The organism is uncultured Methylobacterium sp. (assembly GCF_964244095.1).
GTDB lineage: Bacteria > Pseudomonadota > Alphaproteobacteria > Rhizobiales > Beijerinckiaceae > Methylobacterium.
This window is the reverse complement of sequence record NZ_CAXTHR010000040.1, coordinates 1-18,265: the sequence shown is the minus strand read 5'-3', so window position 1 is coordinate 18,265 and position 18,265 is coordinate 1. Positions and strand designations below refer to the sequence as shown.

Here is an 18,265-nt window from a genome sequence, read left to right as displayed (position 1 = left end):
GCGCAGATCAAGCGTCGGGCGTCCAGCCGTAGAGCCACGCGTAACGCTCGCGCATGCCGTCGGGGCCGAGGCGGGCCATCACCGCGTCGCGGACGAAGGCCGTGAGGCCGCCGGCGTGGTAGGTGCGGCCGTTGGCGCGGGCGGCGCGTTGCACCCGCCGGACGCGGCGCTTCCGCAACCCGGCATAGGCCGCGAGCGCGTCCAGGACGGGGCGGTCGGCGAGGCAGCGGGCGAGCACCGCGCAATCCTCGATCGCCAGCGCCGCACCCTGCGCCAGGAACGGCAGCACCGGATGGGCGGCGTCGCCGATCAGCGCGACGCGGCCCCGCGCGATCGGGCGCGCCACCGGGCGCGCGGCGAGCGACCACACCAGCCACGAATCGGGCAGGCTCAGGAGTTCGACCAGAGCCGGGGCGCTGTCGCGAAAATGGGCGCGCAGAACCGCGGGCTCGCCGAGCCGTCCCCAATCCTCGTCGCCCTGGCGTTCGGGAACGATCGCGACGACGTTGAGGTCGCGCCCGCCGTGGATCGGGTAGTGGACCACGTGGCGCCCGCGCCCGAGCCAGAGGCCGGTGGCCTCGCCCGCCAGATCCTCGGGAACCGCCTCGCGCGGGACGATCGCCCGCCACGCCGCCATCCCGGCGCTCGCGAGCGGACGCGGGTCGAGATGGCCGCGGATGCGCGAGCGCAGGCCGTCCGCCCCGAGGACGAGGTCCGCTGACAGGCTGTCGCCGCGGGCGCCGTTGCCGCTCTCCAGGGCGAGGGTGACGGCGTCCGCGGTCTCGGTGAGGCCGGTGACGGCGCGGCCCACCATCAGGCGGATGCCGGGGCGGGCGCGGACCGCATCGAGCAGCAGCGTCTGCAGGTCGGCCCGGTGGATGACGTAGTAGGGCGCGCCGAAGCGTTCGCGGGCCCGGCCGCCCAGGGCGACCGCGCCGATCCGGCGCCCGGAGCCGAGCGCCCGCACCGTGACGCCCGGCGGCTCGGAGGCGGCGCGCCGGAGCGCCGCCGCGAGGCCGAGGCCGGCCAGCACCCGGCTGGCGTTCGGCGAGATCTGGAGCCCGGCGCCGACTTCGCTGAAGCCCGTGCGCCGCTCGACGACCGTGACCGAATGGCCGGCCGCGCCGAGCGCCAGCGCCGCGGTCAACCCGCCGATCCCGGCCCCGACGACGGCGACGTTGAGCGGCGGCTGTTCTCGAGGCACGGCCTTATTCGGCCGCCGCCTTGGTGCGGTCGTCCCAGACGCACGCCGCCGGATCGGCGTGGCCGGCCTTCAGGTCGGCCCGGTGGCGATAGAGCGTCGAGCAGTACTGGCAGATGATCTCGTGGTCGGCGCCCATGTCGAGGAAGACGTGCGGGTGGTCGAACGGCGGCAGCGCGCCGATGCACATGAACTCCCGCGAGCCGACATGGATGATTGCGACGCCGAGGTCGTTGTGGAAGTGCGGTACCGCCCTGTCAGCCATCGCGCCGTCCTGTGCTGCCGGCCCCGCCGCGGCGGACCGTTCGCGACCGCTTATGCCGCCGCGCCTCCGCCGGGCGCAAGCCTCGCGGCCACACAAGCCTCGGGCTCGCGCGCAAGGCTTGCGTCGCGCAGGCGACGGCTTGAAGCGACGGCTTGGCGCGTCCGCGCCCGCGCCGTACATAGGCGGTCGCGGACGGACGGCCGCTGCGGACACGGTCCTCGATGAACCGGCAAGCCTCGATGAACCGACAGGACCAGACGGGCGCGCAGGCCGCGCGCCGCGCGCCCGAGCCGCCGATCCACGGCCCGGAAGGGTTTGCGGGCATGCGCCGGGCCGGGCGCCTGACGGCGGAGGGCCTCGACGTCCTGATGGCGGCGACCCAGCCCGGCGTGACGACCGAGGCGCTCGACCGGCTCGCCTACGAATTCGCCCTGGACAACGGCGCCTACCCGGCCTCGCTGCTCTACCGCGGCTACCCGAAATCGATCTGCACCTCGATCAACCACGTCGTCTGCCACGGCATCCCCAACGACAAGCCGCTGCGCGAGGGCGACATCGTCAACCTCGACATGTGCCTGATCCTCGACGGCTGGCACGGCGATTCGAGCCGGATGGCCTTCGTCGGCGAGGTGCCGCGCCGGGCCGCGCGCTTGTGTGAGATCACCTACGAGGCGCTGATGCGCGGTGTCGCCGCGGTCAAGCCCGGCGGCTCGACCAACGACATCGGCCGCGCGATCCAGGACTTCGCCGAAGCCGAGCGTTGCTCGGTGGTGCGCGACTTCTGCGGCCACGGGCTCGGGCGCAGCTATCACGACGCGCCCACCATCCTGCACTACGTCGAGGCGAGCTACGACGTGCCGCTCAGGCCCGGGCAGTTCTTCACGATCGAGCCGATGATCAATCTCGGGCGCCCGGCGGTGAAGGTGCTCTCCGACGGCTGGACCGCGGTGACGCGCGACCGCTCGCTCTCGGCGCAGTTCGAGCACACGGTGGCGGTGACCGAGACCGGCGTCGAGGTCTTCACGCTGTCGCCGAAGGGGCTGCACCAGCCCGCCAATCCGGGCGTCTGAGACCGTGGCGCCGCGGCCGGGCGACGATGCGGAGGGCGGGCTTTTTTCCGAGCGCGCCGCCGTCGCGCAAAAACCCGAGCAGAAGCCCGAGGACGCGCCGCATTATCTCGGCCACCGCGACCGGTTGCGCGAACGCTTCGCCAGGCACGGCGCCGACGCGCTTCCCGACTACGAACTGCTCGAACTCGCCCTCTTCCGCGCGATTCCGCGCCGGGACGTGAAGCCGCTCGCCAAGGCGCTGATCCGCCGCTTCGGGAGCTTTGCCGAGGTGCTCAGCGCCGAGCCGGCGCGGCTTGCCGAGGTCGAGGGCGTGAGCGCGGGCGTGGTCGCCGACCTCAAGCTGATGGAGGCCGCGGGGCGCCGGCTCGCGCGGGGCGCCATCGCGCAACGCGAGCTGCTCTCGTCCTGGAGCGCGCTGATCGAGTACCTGCGCGCGACGATGGCGTTCTCGCCCCGCGAGGAATTTCGCGTGCTGTTCCTCGACAAGCGCAACCACCTCATCGCCGACGAGGTGCAGGGCCGCGGCACCGTCGATCACACGCCGGTCTATCCGCGCGAGGTGGCGCGCCGCTCGCTCGAACTCTCGGCCACCGCGATCATCCTCGCCCACAACCACCCCTCGGGCGATCCGGCGCCCTCGGCCGCCGACGTGACGATGACGCGCGCCGTGGTCGCGGTGCTCGAACCGCTGAAGATCGTCGTCCACGACCACGTCATCCTCGGCCGCTCCGGGCATGCGAGCCTGAAGGGCCTGAAACTGATCTGACGCGGGGCTTCGGAACGCGCCCGCGCGGGGGCCGTATTCCCTTTGCGTGGCGCACCTCTTGCCTCTAGCGTGACGCATCGGGGCTGGCGCGACGCATCTGGGAGTGACCGAATGGCGGCCGTGGCCTTCGACGAGATGACCGCGTTCGGGGGCGCGGCGACGAGCGCGGCCGACGTCCGCGAGGCTTACGGTCAGCTCAAGACCTGGCTCGACACGACGCCCGCCGACCATTTCAACACCCGCCGCAGCCAGGCCGAACTGCTGTTCCGGCGCATCGGCATCACCTTCGCGGTCTACGGCGACAACGAGTCGACCGAGCGGCTCATTCCGTTCGACATCATCCCGCGGGTGATCACCAAGCCGGAATGGAGCTTCCTGGAGCGCGGGCTGAAGCAGCGCGTCACCGCGATCAACATGTTCCTCAAGGACATCTACGGCGCGCAGGACTGCATCAGGGCCGGCATCATCCCGGCCGACCTCGTCTACAAGAACGCCCATTACCGCATGGAGATGCGCGCGTTCCGGGTGCCGCACGACCTCTACGTGCACATCGCCGGGATCGACATCGTCCGCACCGGCGAGAACGACTTCTTCGTGCTGGAGGACAACGCCCGCATCCCGTCCGGTGTCTCGTACATGCTGGAGAACCGGGAGGTGATGCTGCGGCTGTTCCCGGACCTGTTCTCCCGCCACCGCGTCGCGCCGGTGGAGAACTATCCCGACGCGCTGCTGGCGACCTTGCGCAGCCTCGCGCCCACCACCGCCACCCGCGACCCGACCGTCGTGCTGCTGACGCCGGGGCGCTACAACTCGGCCTTCTACGAGCACTCGTTCCTGGCCGACAAGCTCGGCGTCGAACTCGTCGAGGCCGGCGACCTCTTCACCAAGGACGACGTGGTGTACATGCGCACCACCGAGGGGCCGCGCCGGGTCGACGTGATCTACCGCCGCCTCGACGACGAGTTCCTCGATCCTCTGGTGTTCCGCCCCGACTCGATGCTCGGCGTGCCGGGCATCATGAACGCCTACGAGCGCGGGACCGTGACGCTGGCCAACGCCGTCGGCACCGGCGTCGCCGACGACAAGGCGGTCTACAGCTATATGCCGGAGATCGTGCGGTTCTTCACCGGCGAGGAGCCGATCCTGCACAACGTGCCGACCTATCGCTGCCGCGAGAAGGAGGGGTTCGCCTACGTGATGGACAACCTCGCCGACCTCGTGGTGAAGGAGGTCAACGGCTCGGGCGGCTACGGCATGCTCGTCGGCCCGCACGCGAGCAAGCGCGAGATCGACGACTTCGCCAAGCGCCTGCGCCACGCGCCGGACGGCTTCATCGCCCAGCCGACGCTCTCGCTCTCGACCTGCCCGACCTTCGTGGCGTCCGGCGTCGCGCCGCGCCACGTGGACCTGCGCCCGTTCGTGCTGTGCGGCGCCGACGAGATCCGCATCGTGCCCGGCGGCCTGACCCGCGTCGCGCTGAAGGAGGGATCGCTGGTGGTGAATTCCAGCCAGGGCGGCGGCACGAAGGACACCTGGGTGCTCGACGCCTGAGGGCGGACCGCGCTTCCGCCACCGAGACCCGCGACGCGGCCGGAGCCTCCGGGCCGAGGCCGGACAGACCCCAGCGAAGAAACCATGCTCTCCAGGACCGCCGACAACCTCTACTGGCTCTCGCGCTACGTCGAGCGTGCCGAGTTCGTGGCGCGCATCCTCGACGCCGCCCACCGGCTCGCCTCGCTCCCGACGAGCTACGGCGGCGGCGAGACCAACGAATGGGCCTCGGCCCTGGCCTCGGCCGGCGACCCGGAGGTGTTCAAGCCGCATTACGACGGCGTCAACGCCGCCACGGTCTGCGACTTCCTCGCCTTCAGCGCGCACAACCCGTCCTCGATCCGCTCCTGCATCGAGAGCGCCCGCGAGAACGCCCGCAGCGTGCGCACGGCGCTCACCACCGAGATGTGGGACACGATCAACGGCGCGTGGCTGGAACTGCGCACCTACGAGAAGAAGGACCTCGACCGCGATGCGTTCACGCGCTTCCTCGACTGGGTGAAGGGCATCTCGCTGACCTTCGACGGCTCGGCCTACCGCACGATGCTGCGCAACGACACCTACTGGTTCACCCGGCTCGGCACGGGCATCGAGCGGGCCGACAACACCGCCCGCATCCTCGACGTGAAGTACAAGATCCTCCTGCCCGCCTCGGAGAAGGTCGGCGGCAGCCTCGACTACTTCCAGTGGACCACGATCCTGCGCGAGGTCTCGGCCTTCAACGCCTACCACTGGGTCTACCGCGAGAGCGTCAAGCCGCTGCTGGTGGCCGACCTGCTGATTCTCAACCGGCAGATGCCGCGCTCGTTTGCCAACTGCTACGGCGTGCTGGTCGAGCATCTCGACCTGATCGCCGACGCCTACGGGCGGCGCGGGCCGAGCCAGCGGCTCGCCAGCAACCTGCTGGCGCGGTTGGAGAGCGAGGACATCAACCGCGTCTTCACCGCGGGGCTCCACGAATTCGTGATCGGCTTCATCGGCGAGAACAACAAGGTCGGCGCGGCCATCGCCGAGCAGTACCTCGGCTGAGTCCGCACCCCGGGCCGAATCACGCGAGCCCGCACGCGGCCGTTGCACGCGCGGCGGGAACGGGGTGTAGGAAGCGGGATGTTCGCGGCGCGCCGTGAGGACCGGGCAGACACGACGGGCAGACACGAAGCATGCGCATCCGCGTGGTCCACGAGACCCTCTACAGCTACGAGCAGCCGGCGCGCGGCCTGATCCAGGTGCTGCGCATGACGCCGCGCGACCATGACGGACAGTACGTCCGGCGCTGGCGGATCGAGCCGTCCGTCGACGGGCGGCTCACCGAGCGCGAGGACGGCTTCGGCAACATCGTGCACTGGTTCACGCCGGACCGGGCCGCGGACGCCCTGGTGATCCGCGTCACCGGCGAGGTCGACACCCACGAGACCCACGGCATCGTCCGCGGTGCCGTGGAGCGCCTGCCCGATCCGTTCTACCTGCGCGAGAGCGCGCTGGCCGCGGCGAGCCCCGAGATCCGGGCCTTCGCCGAGGGCATCGCCGCCGCGGACGACCCGGCGCCGCTCCCCTGCCTCCACCGGCTGATGGCGGCGGTCCACGACCACGTCGCCTTCACGCCGGGCCCGGCCAGCGCCGCCGTGCCGGCGCCGAAGGCGTTCGCTGCGGGCAGCGGCGTGTGCCAGGACCTCGCGCACGTCTTCATCGCGGCAGCCCGCCACATCGCGATCCCGGCGCGCTACGTCTCCGGCTACTTCCGCTCCGAGGCCGCCGCCGGGGAGCAGGAGACGCCGCACGGCTGGGCCGAGGCGCTGGTGCCGGACCTCGGCTGGGTCGGCTTCGATCCGGCGACCGGGGAGGCGACGACGGAGGCCTATATCCGCATCGCATCCGGCCTCGACTACCTCGGCGCGGCCCCGATCCGCGGCAGCCGCACCGGCGGCGGCACCGAAACGCTGGACGTGCGGCTCCGGGTGGAGCAAGCCCAGGCCGCACCGTAATCGTGAACGCCCCGCCCGATCCGTCCGAAAAGCTTCCCTCATGACCTACTGCGTCGGCCTCCTCCTCGAAGACGGCCTCGTGATGATCGCCGACACCCGCACCAATGCGGGGCTCGACGACATCTCGACGTACCGCAAGCTCCACCATTTCAACGTGCCGGGCGAGCGGGTGATGATGCTCGCCTCGGCCGGCAACCTCTCGGTGACGCAATCGGTCCTGAGCCTGCTCACCGAGGGCGTCTCGGGCGACGACGGTGAGCCGAAGCTGAAGCTGACCGAGACCACGACGATGTTCGAGGCGGCCCAGCTCGTCGGCCGGGCGATCCGCCGGGTGCGCACCATCGAGAAGGCCGGGTTCGAGGCGGCGGGCCTGCGCTTCTCGGTCTCGCTGCTGTTCGGCGGCCAGATCGGCACGGAGCCGATGCGGCTGTTCCTGATCTATTCGGCCGGCAACTTCATCGAGTGCAGCACCGATGCGCCGTTCCTGCAGATCGGCGAGCACAAGTACGGCAAGCCGATCCTCGACCGCGCCGTGAAGTTCGAGACCGACCTCTACGACGCGCTGAAGGTGGGCCTCGTCTCGATGGACTCGACGATGCGCTCGAACCTCGGCGTCGGCCTGCCGATCGACATCGCGCTCGCCCGCCGCGACGCCCTCGACCTGGAGGTGAACCACCGCATCGAGGCCGGCGAGGGCTACTTCCACGACCTGCGCGAACGCTGGTCGGCGGCCCTGCGCGCCGCGCATCGGGCGATCCCGCGGCCGCCCTACGGGCCGGCGGCGCAATAGGCGTCTTCCGATCACGTCTCGGATCGAAGCGCCGCGCCGGGTCGGCGCACCTTGGATACCCGAGCGGTGCCCGCGATCCGTCGGCGACCGGACCGCCGGGACTCAGGACGGCGTCGGACCGTCCCAGGACCGGAGATAGCGTTGCGTCTCGGCGATCGGGTCGGCCGGCCGCGTCAGCCGGCCCATGACCGCGATCCCGGCGGCCCCCGCTTCGCGGCAGGCAGCCGTGGCCTCCGGTGTCACGCCGCCGAGCGCGACGACGGGAAGGCCGACGCGCGACGCCGCCCGGATCGCGGACAGCCCGAGGGCCGGGCCGTAGCCGGGCTTGCTCGCGGTCTCGAAGACCGGGCTGAGGGTCGCGTAATCCGCGCCGGCCGAGGCCGCCGTCTCGACGTCCCGCACGGAATGCGCGGAGACGCCGATCCAGGCCCCTGCGCCGAGCCGGCTCCGGGCGGCGGCGATCGCCTCGGGACGAGCATGGCCGCCGAGATGGACGCCGCCGGCGCCGAGTTCGGCCGCCAGCTCCGCGTCGCCGCCGACGCTGAGCGTGCCGCCGGCGGCGTGGACGGCGGCGCGGACGGCCTCGGCGAGGCGGCGGCGCTCGTCGGTCGGCAGGTCGCGGTCGCGCAACCACACCCAGCGGCAGCCGCCGGCGAGCCACGCCTGCACGGTCTCGACGAGCGGCCTCGGCCCGTGCCGGTCGCTCACCGCGAGCAGCGGCGACGGCAGCCTACGACCCGACAAGGCCGAGCTGCGGGCTCGACGGCTCGGCCCGGCCGCGGCGCGGGATGCGGCCGGCCAGATGTGCGTCGCGGCCGGCCTGCACGGCAAAGCGCATCGCGCGGGCCATCCGCACCGGGTCGTCGGCCTTGGCGACCGCGGTGTTGACGAGGCAGGCATCCGCCCCGAGTTCCATCGCGATCACCGCATCCGACGCCGTGCCGATGCCGGCATCGACGATCACCGGAATCGTCATCCGGCGGCAGATCAGTTCGAGGTTGGCCGGGTTGGCGATCCCCATGCCCGAGCCGATCAGCGAGCCCATCGGCATCACCGCGGCGCAGCCGATGTCGGCGAGCCGCTGGCAGACGATCGGATCGTCGTTGCAATAGGGCAGCACCACGAAGCCGTCGTCGACGAGGTGGCGGCAGGCCTCGATCAGCTCGGCCACGTCCGGATAGAGCGTCTCGCGGTCGCCGATCACCTCGACCTTGATCCAGGCGGTATCGAGCGCCTCGCGGGCGAGCTCGGCGGTCATGATCGCGTCGCGGGCGGTCTCGCAGCCGGCGGTGTTGGGCAGGAAGCGCCGCCCTTTGAGGATCGTCACGGTATCCGAGCCGTGGCCCTGGAGCGAGACCCGGCGGATCGAGGCGGTGGCGACCTCGGCGCCGGACGCCGTCACCGCGTCGCGCAGGATGGCCTGCGTCGGGTAGCCGGCCGTGCCGATGAACAGGCGCGAGGCCAGGGTGACGCCGGCGACGACGAACGGGTCCTCGGCCTCCAGGCGCAGCGGGGTGACGGTGTCGGCGGGTTTCATGCTCTAGCCTCCTCTAGCCTCCCTGCATGGCGCGCACGATCTCGACGCGGTCGCCGTCGCGGATCGGGGTGGTCTCCCAGTCGCGGCGGCGGACGACGCGGCCGTTGAGCGCGATGGCGATGCCCTCCCGGCTTCCGATGCCGGTCTCCTCCGCCTCGCGGGCGAGGAGCGCGGCGAGGTCGGCGGCCTCGGTGTCGCGCGCCTGCCCGTTGACGGTCAGCCTCATGCCGACGCCCTCAGCGCCCGGCCTTCGGAAAAGCGCGCGCGCGCGAAGCCCCGCGCCACCTCCGGCATCGCGCCCGTGGTCACCAGCGCGGCGATGGCGTCGGCGGTGACCGGCGCGAGCAGGTAGCCGTTGCGGTGGTGGCCGGTGGCGACGGCGAGGCCCGGCGCGACCTCGCCGAGGATCGGCGCGTCGTCGTCCGAGGTCGGGCGGAAGCCGCTCCACACGGCCGCGACCTCCATCTCCTCGATGCCCGGCAGCACCCGCCGCGCGCCCTCCAGCAGGGCGTAGAGCCCGCCGGCGGTGACGCCGGCTTGAAATCCGCGCTCCTCCACCGTCGCCCCGACGACGAGGTGCCCGTCGCCCTTCGGCGCCATGTGGACCTGCTCGGTCCAGACCATGTGCGCGAGCGTGCCGGTGCGCTTCGTGGTCCTCAGCGCGAGCGACTGGCCCTTCAGCGGGCGCACCGGCAGCGCGAGGCTTTGGGGCAGCAGCCCACCCTCCCCGCTCCAGGCGCCGGCCGCGAGGATCACGGTGTCCGCGACGAGCCCGGCCGCGGCGGTGCGCAGGCCGGTGACGCGGCCGGCCGCGCGGTCGAGGGCCGTCACCGGGCTGTCCTCGACCAGGACGACGCCGGCCCCGCGGCAGGCCCGGACCAGCGCCGCCATCACGCGGGGCGGATCGACCTGATGGTCGTCGGCGCAGAACACGCCGGCCGTCACCGCGGGGCGCAGCGCCGGCTCGCGGCGGCGCACTTCGCTGCCGGCGATCCATTCGGCGGTGAGCCCGGAGCGGCGCTGGAGATCGTGGCGGAAGCGCAGGCGCTCGACCTCGTCGCGGCCGAGGGCGAGCACCAGCGTGCCGTCCTCGCGGTAGTCGATGTCGAGGCCGGACGCCGCCTGGAGGTCGTCGCGGAACCCCGGCCAGCGGCGGAGCGAGTCGAGCGCCAGCGGCAGCAGCGGGTCGGAGCCGGGCTCGTGCTCGGCGGCAGGGGCGAGCATGCCGGTGGCGGCCAGGCTCGCGCCGCAGCCGATCGTCCCGCGCTCGACCACGACGACGGAGCGCCCGGCCTCGGCCAGCCGCCACGCGATCGCGAGCCCGATGAGCCCGCCGCCGACGATTGCGACGTCGGCGCGCGCGGGCAGCGAAGCGGCCGCGATCCGTTCGCCGCCGGTCCGGCGCGATCCGAGGGGTGACGAGGAGTGAGGACCCAAGCGAAGCTCCGCGCGCTGTCGCAGAGACCGGGTCCTCAAGCTTCCCTCGGGAAGCCGGGGCCGCGCGTCGCGAAGACGGCGCCCAAGGTCCAATCCCTGCGCCGGTGTGAACCGGATCAGGTTCGAAGGATTTCCGCGCCGCAAATCCGTGTCCGGACGTGCCAGCGGTTTCTCAGCCCCTTGCCGGGGATCTCCCTGGAACAGGGCTGATGTGGGCCGGCCGGCGGGTGCGGTCAATCCCCGCCGCGCGGCTTCGGCCGGCGCGATCGTCGCGATGGGCGGATAGGCCGTCATGAAGGGGAAACCCTGTCCGCACGAAAACGCCGCGTCCGCCGCCACCGGCAGCACGCGGCGACGCAGCGTTTACGGGTCCCGCGCCCTCCTGCCGGACCGCGACGGCGGAATGGAGGTGGCGTGCGAACGGTTCTGATGCTGTGCGTCGCGGGCTGCGTCGGGGCGGGAACGCTCGGCAACCGGCTCGTCATCCGGAGCGCGGCACCCAAGGCTGCCGCCGCTGCGCCGCCGGCCGCCGCGGCGCCGACGGCGATCGCGCTCAACGCCGACCGGAACGGCCACTTCCTCGCGGACGCGGTCGTCGACGGGCGCTCGCTGCGCATGATGGTCGACACCGGCGCGACCACGTGCAGCTTCACCGAGGAAGCCGCCGCCCGGCTCGGCATCACGCTCGGCCCGCGGGACTTCACGCAGGTCGTGATGACGGCCAACGGCCCGATGCGGGTCGCCCCCGTGCGGGTCGGCATGATCCGCATCGGACCGGTCACGGTGCGGGACGTGGAGGCCGTCGTTGTCCCGGGCGGGCGCCTCGGCACGAACCTGCTCGGCATGTCGTTCCTGAAGCGCGTGCGCGACTTCAGCATTGCCGGCGGGACGATGACGCTGCGCGGCTGAAGCCGGCTCAGGCTCGGCGCCGGTGCGCCGTCGGCCGCGGGCGAAACACCATCATCGGTTCGGCAAACCCGTCGAGGACGTGCTCGCCGAGCGGCACGGGGTCGCCCCACAGGAAGTCGACGAAGGGTTTTGACATCAGCAGCGGCTCGCCGAGCGTCTTGTTGAGCCGGGCGATGCGGCTCGCCAGGTTCACGTCGCGGCCGATGACGGTGAAGTCGAGGCGCGTCCCCGAGCCGACGTTGCCGTAGGCCGCCTCGCCGTGATGGAGCGCGATGCCGGCGGCCATCGGCGCGGCGAAGCGGTGCAGGGTGTTGGCCTCGTCCAGCGCCGCGAGCGCGCCCTCGGCCGCGGTGAGCGCGCCCTTGGCCGCCCCGCCGAGGTCGTCGCCGGGCTCGCGGAAGATCGCGAGCAGGCCGTCGCCGAGGTATTTCAGCACCTCGCCGCCCTCCCGCTCGATCGGCGGCACGAGGCAATCGAAGAAGATGTTGAGGAGGTCGACCGCCTCCTCGGGCGTCATGTCCGCGGAGATGCGGGTGTAGTCGCGCATGTCCGCAAACAGGATCGCCGAGCGGATGCGCCGCACCTGCCCCCGGCGGATGTCGCCCGACAGGATCGCCCGGTGCGGCTCGTCGCCGACGTAGATGCGCAGCACCGTGTCGAGCTGCTTGGCGACGATCCGCATCTCCATGACGGCGGCGAGCGTCGGCATGATGAAGCGCAGGATCGCGATGTCCTCGTCGCGAAAGCCGCCCAGCGTCCGCGTCGCGAAGGTGATGCCGTTGCAGGTGCCGTTGGTAAAGAACAGCGGCACGACGACGTACTGGCTGTAGCCGGCGGTCCTCAGTTCGGGGACGATGGCATAGGCGTCGTCGGCCGTCTCGGCGAGGTCGAGGATCAGCCACGCGGCGCTCTCGTGCACCGTCCGGAACGGGCTCGCGGCGTAGGCGTTCGCGGAGGCCGCCCCGTGCGGGAACAGGCGCACGGTGGTGCCGGTCTCGCGGGTCCAGACCCGGCCGATGCCCGAATATTCCGAGTGCAGGGTATCGATCGCCGTCGAGGTCCGATCAACCGGCACGCCGATCGCGTTCAGCCGCTCGGCGAAGGCGGCGTGCAGTTCGCCGGGCTCCGGAATCCGTGCGCCCTCGCTCAGCAGCCAGTCGCGGATCGCGACGCAATCGTGCATCGCGCCGAAGGGGACGGCGTCGGCCTCCGAACCGTCGGCTGCGGCGGTCGGCGGCGCGGGGGGATGCTGGCGACGCTCGAGCATAGGGCCAAGGTGGTTGTGAGCCGGCTCCCCGGCCGGACCGGGGATGTGTCGAGCGCGGCGCGATGCGGCCGGCTGCCCATCGGCCGAGCGTCAGTTGTCGAGGAAGCTCCTGAGCTTCCGGCTGCGCGAGGGGTGCTTGAGCTTGCGCAGCGCCTTCGCCTCGATCTGGCGGATGCGCTCGCGGGTGACCGAGAACTGCTGGCCGACCTCCTCCAGGGTGTGGTCGGTGTTCATGCCGATGCCGAAACGCATGCGCAGCACCCGCTCCTCCCGCGGGGTGAGCGAGGCCAGCACCCGCGTCGTCGTCTCGCGCAGGTTACTCTGGATCGCCGCGTCGATCGGCAGGACGACGTTCTTGTCCTCGATGAAATCGCCGAGGTGGCTGTCCTCCTCGTCGCCGATGGGCGTCTCCAGCGAGATCGGCTCCTTGGCGATCTTCAGGACCTTGCGCACCTTCTCCAAAGGCATGGCCAATTTCTCGGCCAGTTCCTCAGGCGTGGGCTCTCGGCCGATCTCGTGCAGCATCTGGCGCGAGGTGCGCACGATCTTGTTGATCGTCTCGATCATGTGCACCGGGATGCGGATGGTGCGCGCCTGGTCGGCGATCGAGCGGGTGATCGCCTGGCGGATCCACCAGGTGGCGTAGGTCGAGAACTTGTAGCCGCGGCGGTACTCGAACTTGTCCACCGCCTTCATCAGGCCGATATTGCCCTCCTGGATCAGGTCGAGGAACTGCAGCCCGCGGTTGGTGTATTTCTTGGCGATCGAGATCACGAGGCGGAGGTTGGCCTCGATCATCTCCTTCTTGGCCTGGCGCGCCTCGCGCTCGCCCTTCTGGACCATGTTGACGATGCGGCGGTACTCGCCGATCTCCAGGCCAGTCTCGGAGGCGAGCGTCAGGATCTGCTCGCGCAGGTCGGCGACCTGCTTCGAGCCCTTCTCGACGAGGTTCTTCCAGCCCTTGCCGCCGAGCGTGCCGACGCGGGTCATCCAGGCCGGGTCCAATTCCCAGCCCTGGTAGTGACGCAAGAACTCGTCGCGGGCGACGCCGTGGCTCTCGGCGTAGCGCATCAGCCGGCCTTCGTGGCTGATGAGCCGCTTGTTGATGTCGTAGAGTTGCTCGACCAGCGCCTCGATGCGGTTGTTGTTGAGCGACAGCGACTTCACGTCGGTGACGACGGTGTCCTTGAACTCGGCCTGCTTCTTCTCCTGGACCGGCGTGGTCTTCTCGCTCGTGGCCTTGCGCGCGGTCGCCTCGTTCTGGAGCTTGCGCAGCTTGCGGTAGTTGCTGGCGATCGCGTCGAAGGTCTCCAGCACGCGTGGCTTGATCTCGGCTTCCATCGCCGCGAGCGAGACGTTGTTCTCCATGTCGTCGTCGTCGTCGCCGTCGGGCGGCGTCGGCGCTTCCGGCTCGGCCTCGTCGCCCTCGGCCGCCGCTTCGGCGATCTGCGGGTTCTTGCCATCGGGACCGGCGTAGGTCGCCTCGAGATCGATGATGTCGCGCAGCAGCACCTTGCCGTCGACGAGTTCGTCGCGCCAGATGATGATCGCCTGGAAGGTCAGCGGGCTCTCGCACAGGCCGGCGATCATCGCCTCGCGGCCCGCCTCGATGCGCTTGGCGATGGCGATCTCGCCCTCGCGCGACAGCAGCTCGACCGAGCCCATCTCGCGCAGGTACATCCGCACGGGATCGTCGGTGCGGTCGGTCGGCTCCTTGGTGGCGGTGACGACGGCCACCGCGCGGGCGGGGGCGGCCTCGGCCACCTCCGTGCCCTCGGCGCCCTCCTCGTCCTCCGAGGCTTCGCCGTTGGCGGGCTTCTCGGCCGCGGTCTCGTCGGTCTCCTCCGCCTCGACGACGTTGATCCCCATCTCCGAGAGCTGGGACAGCACGTCCTCGATCTGGTCCGGGTCGGACTGCCCGTCGGGCAGGACCTCGTTGACCTCCTCGTAGGTGATGTAGCCGCGCTTCTTGGCGAGCTTCACCATCCGCTTGACCGAAGCATCCGTCAGGTCGAGGAGCGGCCCGTCGGCCTGCTCCGGCGGCGCGGTGTCCGCCTCGTCCCGTTCCGTTGCCTTCGTCGCCATGATCAGCCTATTGTTTCGAGGCGGCGTGACACGGGGACCGTTCGGCCGCTCCGCGCCAGCGACGCCGCACTACGCATCGGTCGCGTCCGAATCGATCCGGCCGCCCCGTCCCTCAGAACCCGGTATGCAAGCGAGACGCTTGACCGATTGTTAACCATGGCCGCGATGGCGCGCCGATTCCCGCCATCCTGCGGGCCCTACGGCACGGCCGGGTCGTTCGTCTCAGGCAGAGCCGCCTCGGCCTCCGCCCCGGCGATCACCGCCAAGCGCGCCTTCACGTCGCAGAGCCAAGCGAAGTTCGCCTCGGTTTCCTCCTCGACAAGCGCGCGTTCCGCTTGGCGGAGTTCGCTATTTAGCGCGCCGGCCTTGCGGTGCAAGATCACCGCCTGCCGCAAAGCGTCCTCCAGCCGTGCCGGATCGGCATGGGGGTCGAGCGCCCAGCGGTCGCCGGGGCGCACCCGCGCAGCCAGGCGCTCCGCAGCGCCGTCGAGGCCGGCGCGGCTCACCCGGTTCTCGATCACCCGCGCATCCGGCTCCGCGGCATCGGCCGCGCGGTCGAGGAGCAGCGAACGGATCGCGCCGGCATCCGGGTCCTCCAGGTCGAGGTCGGCCAGATCCTCGGCCTCCAGGCCGAGAAGCTCCGGGTGGACGAGGAGGCTTGCCACGATCATCGCCTCGCGCGATCCGGCGCTGCCGGAAAACCCGTTCGAGCGCGCGAGCCCGGCGCTCGGGCCCGCGGTGAGCCGCGGCGAGGGCGGCGGGTCGCCGGGCCGCGGCTTTCGCGCGTAGGGCGCCTGGCGGGCGCCCGGCCGGTAGCCGTCGCGCTGCTGGGCCGCCGCCCTCGGCGAGAGGCCGCGCAGGCGCTCCTCGATCTCGTCGCGGTAGTAGCGCCGCACGGTCTCGTCGCGGATGCCGGCGACCAGCGCGCGCAGGGTCTTGGCCAGCCCGGCGCGCCGCTCCGGCGTCGCGGTCGAGCCGGTCGCCAGCGCGCGGCTCCACAGCACCTCGACCAGGGGCTTGGCCGCGTCCACCACCGTTTCGATTGCCGCCGCGCCGCCCGCGCGCAGCAGGTCGTCCGGGTCCTGGCCCTCGGGCAGCAGGGCGAAGCGCAGCGAGCGGCCGGGCTCCAGCATCGGCAGCGCCACGTCCAGCGCCCGGAACGCTGCGCGCTGCCCGGCGCCGTCGCCGTCGAAGCACAGGACCGGCTCGTCGGCGTGCCGCCACAGCAGGGCGAGCTGCTCTTCCGTGAGCGCGGTGCCGAGCGGCGCGACGGTGTTGGCGTGGCCGGCCAGCGTCATCGCGATGACGTCGACGTAGCCCTCCACCGCGATGATCGTGCCGCGATCGTGCGCCGGTTTGCGCGCCTGATGCAGGTTGTAGAGCACCTGCCCCTTGTGGAAGAGCGGTGTTTCCGGCGAGTTCAGGTATTTCGCCTTGGCCTCGGCCTGCATCGCCCGGCCGCCGAAGGCGATCACCCGGCCGCGGGCATCCATGATCGGGAAGATGATGCGATCGCGGAACCGGTCGTAGGGGACGGCGATGTCCTCCCCCGTCACCAGCAGGCCGAGTTCGCCCATCAGGTCCTTGTCGACGTCCTTGCCCGCGAGATGATCGCGCAGGGCGTAGCGGTCGGCGGGCGCGTAGCCGAGGCGGAAGCGGGCGCGGATCTCGGGCGCCAGTTCGCGCCGGTCGAGGTAGGCGCGCGCCGCAGCGCCCGCCGGCGATTTCAGCCGCTCCTCGAACCAGAGGGATGCCAGTTCCATCACCTCGATCGCGCCGCGGCGCTTGGTCTCCATCTCGCGGGTGTCGGCGGTGGGTGCCGGCAAGCTCACGCCCGCCTCGCCCGCCAGCCGCTCGACGGCCTCGGGGAAGCTGAGCCCTTCCGTCTCCATCAGGAAGGTGAACACGTCGCCGTGCTTTCCGCTCGAGAAGCAGTGGTAGAACTGCTTCTGGTCGTTGACGTAGAACGACGGCGTCTTCTCGGCGTTGAACGGCGACAGCCCGCGCCACTCGCGCCCCGCCTTCTTCAGCTTCACCCGCCGCCCGACCACGTCGGAGGCGGGGAGCCGGTTGCGGATCTCTTCGAGGATGTGGGGCGGGTAGCGCACGGGGCTTTGGCGGGTCCGGGTCCGGTCTTGCGACCGGTATCCATAGCGCAGGGAGCGTTACCGAGTCCCCCCGCGGCCGGTGGATTATGGGCAGGACCGTGGGCGTTCGGACATGAAAAAGACCAGTATCACGCGCGTTTCGCTGGCTGACCGCCAGCGGGGCCTGACCGATCGGGAGGCCCTGGATCGGATGACGGACGAGGCGATCGCGACGCGCGTCGCCTCCGATCCAGATGCAGGCCCGCTCGACCTCGACTGGGCTGCGGGAGAGGCCGTGCTCCCGCCGCGCAAGGTCGCGATCTCGATCCGGCTGGATCAGGACCTGCTTGATCACTTCAAGCGCGGCGGCGACGGCTATCAGAGTCGCATCAACGCAGTGCTGCGCGCCTACGTGGAGGCCCGCAACCGGGTACGACAGGCCTGAGTGTCTACGCCTTCGCGTTCAGCGCCGCCTTCACCAGCCCGCTCGCCTTGGCGAAGTCCATCCGGCCGGCGAACTTGCCCTTCAGGGCGCCGATGACCTTGCCCATGTCCTTCGGGCCGGCGGCGCTCGTCTCCGCGATGGCGGCCTCGATCGCTGCGGCCGTCTCGGCCTCATCCATCTGCTGCGGCAGGTACGTCTCGATGATCGCGACCTCGGCGCGCTCGTTGGCCGCGAGCTCCGGCCGGCCGGCCTGGTCGTAGACGCCGGCCGATTCGATGCGCTGCTTGATCATCTTCTGGAGCAGCGCGAGGATCTCCTCGTCGGAGGCCGGCTCGCGCCCGAGACCGCGGGCCTCGATGTCCTTGTCCTTGAGCGCCGCGAGGATCATCCGCACGGTGGCAAGCTTTCCCTTCTCGCCGGCCTTCATGGCCTCCTTCATCTCGGTGGTGAGGCGCGCGCGCAGCATCGGTCTTCGTCCTTGGAGTGTGTGCGAAACGGGTGGCTGGCCTGCGGCTTGCAGCGGTTGAGCCACGTTCCGGGCAGGGCCACGTTGACCCCGTCGCCGCGCTCGGTCAGACCGCCGCACAGGACTTTAGCCGCCCGCATGCGCCGTCGGTCGGCGCCGGTCGAGGCCGGACATAAGCGAGATCACGCCGATGCTGCAAGACAGCGCCCAGACCCGCACCGCGCCGGAACCCTGGGCCGAGCCCGTCGCGACCGCGCTGCTGGTGCTCGCCGACGGCACGATCCTCGAGGGCTTCGGCATCGGCCAGACCGGGATCAGCGACGGCGAGGTCTGCTTCAACACCGCGATGACCGGCTACCAGGAGATCCTGACCGACCCCTCCTATGCCGGGCAGATCGTGACCTTCA

19 protein-coding genes and 1 riboswitch are annotated in these 18,265 nt (G+C 71.3%); of the genes, 9 read left to right on the top strand and 10 right to left on the bottom strand.

The annotated features are described in order from the left end of the window. Positions 1–7: 7 nt before the first annotated feature. Together ACFE86_RS08855 and ACFE86_RS08850 are read right to left on the bottom strand one after the other, a co-directional pair. The gene (locus tag ACFE86_RS08855) at positions 8–1,204 is read right to left on the bottom strand and encodes an FAD-dependent monooxygenase (RefSeq protein WP_375454962.1); all 1,197 of its coding nucleotides are present in this window, start codon (positions 1,202–1,204) and stop codon (positions 8–10) included. Positions 1,205–1,208: 4 nt separating this feature from the next. Next, entirely contained in the window at positions 1,209–1,466 is a 258-nt protein-coding gene (locus ACFE86_RS08850) for a zinc-finger domain-containing protein (protein WP_375454961.1), read from the bottom strand. Between the two features lie 239 nt (positions 1,467–1,705). Here ACFE86_RS08850 and map point away from each other — a divergent pair, with 239 nt between their 5' ends. The 6 genes from map to ACFE86_RS08820 all read left to right on the top strand — a co-directional run bounded on the left by map (position 1,706) and on the right by ACFE86_RS08820 (position 7,625). Continuing rightward, positions 1,706–2,536 (top strand): type I methionyl aminopeptidase, encoded by an 831-nt coding sequence (gene map, locus ACFE86_RS08845; protein WP_375454960.1) that lies wholly within the window; start codon positions 1,706–1,708, stop codon positions 2,534–2,536. A gap of 4 nt (positions 2,537–2,540) precedes the next feature. Beyond that, a complete protein-coding gene (radC, locus tag ACFE86_RS08840; protein WP_375454959.1) occupies positions 2,541–3,302 on the top strand; it encodes a DNA repair protein RadC in 762 nt (253 codons plus the stop codon). Between the two features lie 111 nt (positions 3,303–3,413). Continuing rightward, entirely contained in the window at positions 3,414–4,853 is a 1,440-nt protein-coding gene (locus ACFE86_RS08835) for a circularly permuted type 2 ATP-grasp protein (protein WP_375454958.1), read from the top strand. 84 nt (positions 4,854–4,937) lie between these two features. Beyond that, positions 4,938–5,882 (top strand): alpha-E domain-containing protein, encoded by a 945-nt coding sequence (locus ACFE86_RS08830; protein WP_375454957.1) that lies wholly within the window; start codon positions 4,938–4,940, stop codon positions 5,880–5,882. A 131-nt stretch (positions 5,883–6,013) separates the two neighbouring features. Further along, on the top strand, positions 6,014–6,835 hold the full coding sequence (locus ACFE86_RS08825) for a transglutaminase N-terminal domain-containing protein (protein WP_375454956.1): 822 nt from the start codon (positions 6,014–6,016) through the stop codon (positions 6,833–6,835). Between the two features lie 40 nt (positions 6,836–6,875). After that, positions 6,876–7,625, top strand: coding sequence for a peptidase (locus tag ACFE86_RS08820; RefSeq protein ID WP_375454955.1), 750 nt, complete (start codon positions 6,876–6,878; stop codon positions 7,623–7,625). Between the two features lie 102 nt (positions 7,626–7,727). On the opposite strand, the gene ACFE86_RS08815 is transcribed toward ACFE86_RS08820, so the two are convergent. From ACFE86_RS08815 to thiO, 4 genes are read right to left on the bottom strand one after another with little or no spacing between them, the layout of a single operon-like run. After that, positions 7,728–8,369 (bottom strand): thiamine phosphate synthase, encoded by a 642-nt coding sequence (locus tag ACFE86_RS08815; RefSeq protein ID WP_375454954.1) that lies wholly within the window; start codon positions 8,367–8,369, stop codon positions 7,728–7,730. Beyond that, positions 8,356–9,162, bottom strand: coding sequence for a thiazole synthase (locus ACFE86_RS08810; protein WP_375454953.1), 807 nt, complete (start codon positions 9,160–9,162; stop codon positions 8,356–8,358). Before ACFE86_RS08810 ends, ACFE86_RS08815 begins: the two co-directional genes overlap by 14 nt. A 13-nt stretch (positions 9,163–9,175) precedes the next feature. Beyond that, the gene (gene thiS, locus ACFE86_RS08805) at positions 9,176–9,388 is read right to left on the bottom strand and encodes a sulfur carrier protein ThiS (protein WP_375454952.1); all 213 of its coding nucleotides are present in this window, start codon (positions 9,386–9,388) and stop codon (positions 9,176–9,178) included. After that, a complete protein-coding gene (gene thiO / locus ACFE86_RS08800; RefSeq protein WP_375454951.1) occupies positions 9,385–10,599 on the bottom strand; it encodes a glycine oxidase ThiO in 1,215 nt (404 codons plus the stop codon). Before thiO ends, thiS begins: the two co-directional genes overlap by 4 nt. 75 nt (positions 10,600–10,674) lie before the next feature. After that, positions 10,675–10,805, bottom strand: a riboswitch (TPP riboswitch). Positions 10,806–11,013: 208 nt separating this feature from the next. Here thiO and ACFE86_RS08795 point away from each other — a divergent pair. Further along, positions 11,014–11,508, top strand: a complete 495-nt coding sequence (locus ACFE86_RS08795; protein WP_375454950.1) for a TIGR02281 family clan AA aspartic protease — start codon at positions 11,014–11,016, stop codon at positions 11,506–11,508. A 7-nt stretch (positions 11,509–11,515) separates the two neighbouring features. Here ACFE86_RS08795 and ACFE86_RS08790 read toward each other — a convergent pair whose 3' ends face one another. The 3 genes from ACFE86_RS08790 to dnaG form a co-directional block, all read right to left on the bottom strand. Continuing rightward, entirely contained in the window at positions 11,516–12,775 is a 1,260-nt protein-coding gene (locus ACFE86_RS08790) for an adenylate/guanylate cyclase domain-containing protein (RefSeq protein ID WP_375454949.1), read from the bottom strand. Between the two features lie 90 nt (positions 12,776–12,865). After that, entirely contained in the window at positions 12,866–14,860 is a 1,995-nt protein-coding gene (gene rpoD / locus ACFE86_RS08785) for an RNA polymerase sigma factor RpoD (RefSeq protein ID WP_375454948.1), read from the bottom strand. Positions 14,861–15,057: 197 nt separating this feature from the next. Beyond that, positions 15,058–16,968, bottom strand: coding sequence for a DNA primase (gene dnaG, locus ACFE86_RS08780; protein WP_375454947.1), 1,911 nt, complete (start codon positions 16,966–16,968; stop codon positions 15,058–15,060). Positions 16,969–17,080: 112 nt separating this feature from the next. Between dnaG and ACFE86_RS08775 the strand changes: the two genes are divergently transcribed. Then, positions 17,081–17,392 carry a BrnA antitoxin family protein gene (locus ACFE86_RS08775; RefSeq protein WP_375454946.1) on the top strand — a complete coding sequence of 104 codons (312 nt, stop codon included), beginning with the start codon at positions 17,081–17,083 and terminating at the stop codon, positions 17,390–17,392. 4 nt (positions 17,393–17,396) lie between these two features. Here ACFE86_RS08775 and ACFE86_RS08770 read toward each other — a convergent pair whose 3' ends face one another. Next, complete coding sequence (locus ACFE86_RS08770; RefSeq protein ID WP_375454945.1) at positions 17,397–17,858, bottom strand: GatB/YqeY domain-containing protein; 462 nt, start codon at positions 17,856–17,858, stop codon at positions 17,397–17,399. Between the two features lie 190 nt (positions 17,859–18,048). Between ACFE86_RS08770 and ACFE86_RS08765 the strand changes: the two genes are divergently transcribed. Beyond that, positions 18,049–18,265, top strand: a 217-nt coding sequence (locus ACFE86_RS08765) for a carbamoyl-phosphate synthase domain-containing protein (RefSeq protein ID WP_375454944.1), incomplete at its 3' end; no start/stop codon positions are given.

Bases quoted from the DNA above. Each gene is read 5' to 3' on its own strand.
- ACFE86_RS08850 (WP_375454961.1), bottom strand. From the start codon at position 1,466: ATGGCTGACAGGGCGGTACCGCACTTCCACAACGACCTCGGCGTCGCA.
- map (WP_375454960.1), top strand. From the start codon at position 1,706: ATGAACCGACAGGACCAGACGGGCGCGCAGGCCGCGCGCCGCGCGCCC.
- ACFE86_RS08835 (WP_375454958.1), top strand. From the start codon at position 3,414: ATGGCGGCCGTGGCCTTCGACGAGATGACCGCGTTCGGGGGCGCGGCG.
- ACFE86_RS08830 (WP_375454957.1), top strand. From the start codon at position 4,938: ATGCTCTCCAGGACCGCCGACAACCTCTACTGGCTCTCGCGCTACGTC.
- ACFE86_RS08825 (WP_375454956.1), top strand. From the start codon at position 6,014: ATGCGCATCCGCGTGGTCCACGAGACCCTCTACAGCTACGAGCAGCCG.
- ACFE86_RS08820 (WP_375454955.1), top strand. From the start codon at position 6,876: ATGACCTACTGCGTCGGCCTCCTCCTCGAAGACGGCCTCGTGATGATC.
- ACFE86_RS08810 (WP_375454953.1), bottom strand. From the start codon at position 9,162: ATGAAACCCGCCGACACCGTCACCCCGCTGCGCCTGGAGGCCGAGGAC.
- thiS (WP_375454952.1), bottom strand. From the start codon at position 9,388: ATGAGGCTGACCGTCAACGGGCAGGCGCGCGACACCGAGGCCGCCGAC.
- ACFE86_RS08790 (WP_375454949.1), bottom strand. From the start codon at position 12,775: ATGCTCGAGCGTCGCCAGCATCCCCCCGCGCCGCCGACCGCCGCAGCC.
- rpoD (WP_375454948.1), bottom strand. From the start codon at position 14,860: ATGGCGACGAAGGCAACGGAACGGGACGAGGCGGACACCGCGCCGCCG.
- ACFE86_RS08775 (WP_375454946.1), top strand. From the start codon at position 17,081: ATGAAAAAGACCAGTATCACGCGCGTTTCGCTGGCTGACCGCCAGCGG.
- ACFE86_RS08770 (WP_375454945.1), bottom strand. From the start codon at position 17,858: ATGCTGCGCGCGCGCCTCACCACCGAGATGAAGGAGGCCATGAAGGCC.